This window comes from Sphingobium sp. CCH11-B1 (genome assembly GCF_001556865.1).
Classification (GTDB): domain Bacteria; phylum Pseudomonadota; class Alphaproteobacteria; order Sphingomonadales; family Sphingomonadaceae; genus Sphingobium.
In genome coordinates this window covers 1-2,737 of record NZ_LSJY01000093.1, presented here as the reverse complement: position 1 = coordinate 2,737, position 2,737 = coordinate 1, and the positions used below count along the sequence as shown (strand labels likewise).

Genomic DNA, 2,737 nt, shown 5'->3' with positions numbered 1-2,737 from the left:
ATGCCGAGGCGGCCATCGCGGCGGAGACGGCGGCGCGCGGGACGAAGGGCCGGGCGATCACGCCGCGGGAACAGTCCGGCGGTGCGGCCGACCGGACGCCGGTGGCGGTGAGCCTGCGCCATTATGATGCCGCCCGCGACTATCAGAGCGGGGTGCAGCGGGTCGTGCGGCCAGGGCCGGGCCGGCAGGAGCAGGGGATCGACCTGCCCGTGGTGATGGCGGCCGACGACGCGCGGGCGCTGGCGGCCCAGCGGCTGGGCACGGGCTGGACCGGGCGCGCGACGATGACGCTGCGTTGCGGCTGGGACGCGCTGACGCTGGAGCCGGGGATGACCGCAGCAGTGGCGGACGCGCCGGGGCTGTGGCGGATCGAGGAGCGGGAGTGGGAGGCGATGGCCGTGCGGCTGACGCTGCGCCGGGTGGCGGGAGCCGGCGGATCAGTGCCGGGTGGCGCATCGCCGGGCGCGATCGTGCGGCCGCCCGACGCGCCGCACGGGGCGACGACGCTGAGGATCGTGGAGCTGCCGCCGCTGCGCGAGGCGGTGGCGGGCGCGCAGCGGCGGGGCGGGATGGCGCAGCGCGGCGCTGTTCCTGATCGACGCAAATGGCGACGCGACCCCGATCGGCCGCAGCGCGCCGCGCGCGACCATGGGGCAGGCGGTAACGACGCTGGCGGATGGGAGCGCGATGCTGGTCGACCGGGTTGGCGCGCTGAGCGTATCCCTGCTGGCCGCCGACATGATGCTGGCCGGCGCGGACGAGCCGGCGCTGGCGCAGGGACGCAATCTTTGCCTGGTCGGGCGGGAGCTGATCCAGTTCGAGGCGGCGGCGCAGACCGGGCCGGGACTGTGGCGGCTGACCGGGCTGCGCCGGGGGCTGCGCGGCACGGAATGGGCGATGGCCGGGCATGAGGCGGGCGAGCCGTTCCTGCTGATCGAGGAGGAAAGGCTGGTGGAGCCGCTGACGCTGGCGGGGCTGACCGGCGAGGCGGGCGGGACAGTGAAGGTCGCGGCGCTGGGCCTGGGTGATGCGGATGCCGTCGAGGCGGCGGCGACCATCCGGGGCGAGGCGCTGATCCCGCCGACGCCGGTGCATCTGCGTGCCGAGCGGGCGGACGGCGGGCTGGCGGTCCGGTGGGTGCGGCGCAGCCGGGCGGGATGGCGCTGGACGAGCGGAAGCGACGTGCCGCTGGCCGAGGAAAGCGAGCGCTACACGGTGCGGGTGCTGGACGGAGACAGGCTGGTGCGGGGAACCGAGGTGGCGGAACCGGGCTGGACCTACGACGCTGCGACGATCGCTGCCGACGGCACCGCCGGAACCATCGTGACGATCGAGGTGGCGCAGGTGGGCACGCGCGCGGCGGGGCGCGCGGCACGGCTGACCGCCGCCCTCTGACATCGAGGCGAGATGCGAGGAAAGGGACGATGATGGACAAGACACCGCGCTGGGCGCTGCCGATGCTGTTCGCCGGGCAGGCGCAGAAGGAAATCTTCCACAATGAGGCGCTGACGCTGATTGATGCGCTGCTGCACGGGCGGGCGGAAAGCGCCGACCTGACGGTTCCGCCGAGCGCGGCGGAACCGGGGCAATGCTGGGTCGTTGCGGCTGGGGCAAGCGGCGCGTGGGCGGAATATGAGGGCGCCATTGCCTGCTGGACGGAGGGCGGATGGCGTTTCCTGACGCCAAAAGCAGGCCTTTTCATTGATTTGGCGGACCGGGGACATGCCATTTTCCATGACGGGAGCCAATGGCGCGATGCCGCGATACGGAATGACGGCCTTTATGTGAACGATGAAAGGGTCGTGGCGGAACGACAGCCGGCGGTCGCAGCGCCCTTCGGCGGCGCAACAATTGACGCAGAGGCGCGCGCGACCATCGCCGCCATTCTGGCCGCGCTCCATGCGCACGGGTTGATCGCAAGCTGATACTTGGATCCACCAAGTTTTGACTTGATGATCGGGTTATTTTCTTGAGAAAGATGTCATATTACTTTCATATCGAGCCGCGAAAGGTGGTAGTGCGTTATTTTTGCAACGGTTTCATTAATTGTGGACTTGCCATGAAACTTTCTTCCCGATACAGGGTTTCAGCAGTCCTTCGTGACACTTTTGAAAGGGGAATTCAGATGCGGAAGCTTGCCCTCGCGGCTGCGCTTGCGACCAGCGCCCTGGCCACTCCGGCCATGGCGCGCGACGATAGCTGGTATGTTGGCGTCGACGCCGGCGTCCTGATCGTCGAAGACCAGACCGTCACCGCGACGCCGGCTCGCGCGGCGATCCCGTCGGTGGATTACCACAAGGGTTATGATTTCGACGCCAACATCGGTTACGACTTCGGCGGCTTCCGCCTCGAAGCCGAAGCCGCATACAAGCGTGCGAAGATCGACCTTGACCAGACCGGCTTCGGCGGCGCGGCTTCGGCCCTGTCGTTCATGCTGAACGGCCTGCTCGACTTCGGTCCCGATGATGGCCTGCAGGGCTTCGTCGGCGGCGGTGTCGGCGTTTCGCGCGGCAAGCTGGCTTCGGACATCGTCAACGACAGCGACACTGGCTTCGCCTGGCAGGCGATCGCTGGCGTTCGCTACCCGCTGACCAGCAATGTCGACGTCTCGCTGAAGTATCGCTTCTTCAACCAGGACGACATCAAGCTGATCCCGGCCTACTCGACCGCCTTTGCGGCCGCCGGTTCGGACATCAGCACCAAGCTGCGCACGCACAGCGTCCTGCTTGGCCTGACC

3 protein-coding genes and 2 pseudogenes are annotated in these 2,737 nt (G+C 68.9%); all 5 read left to right on the top strand.

The genetic code is table 11. The features are described 5' to 3' along the window. Positions 1-101: 101 nt before the first annotated feature. Positions 102-326 (top strand): annotated as a pseudogene (locus AX724_RS24935) (phage tail protein); the annotation flags it as partial. A gap of 322 nt (positions 327-648) precedes the next feature. Continuing rightward, positions 649-867: pseudogene (locus AX724_RS24930) on the top strand (GTA baseplate fiber-binding domain-containing protein); the annotation flags it as partial. 30 nt (positions 868-897) lie between these two features. After that, a complete protein-coding gene (locus AX724_RS24475) occupies positions 898-1,395 on the top strand; it encodes a hypothetical protein (RefSeq protein ID WP_066765951.1) in 498 nt (165 codons plus the stop codon). A gap of 32 nt (positions 1,396-1,427) precedes the next feature. Beyond that, positions 1,428-1,925 (top strand): DUF2793 domain-containing protein, encoded by a 498-nt coding sequence (locus AX724_RS10275; protein ID WP_066765952.1) that lies wholly within the window; start codon positions 1,428-1,430, stop codon positions 1,923-1,925. A gap of 200 nt (positions 1,926-2,125) precedes the next feature. Further along, positions 2,126-2,737, top strand: a 612-nt coding sequence (locus AX724_RS10270) for an outer membrane protein (RefSeq protein WP_156448048.1), incomplete at its 3' end; no start/stop codon positions are given.

Excerpts from the sequence above, each read along its gene's own strand:
- AX724_RS24475 (WP_066765951.1), top strand. The coding sequence starts at position 898 with ATGGCCGGGCATGAGGCGGGCGAGCCGTTCCTGCTGATCGAGGAGGAA.
- AX724_RS10275 (WP_066765952.1), top strand. The coding sequence starts at position 1,428 with ATGGACAAGACACCGCGCTGGGCGCTGCCGATGCTGTTCGCCGGGCAG.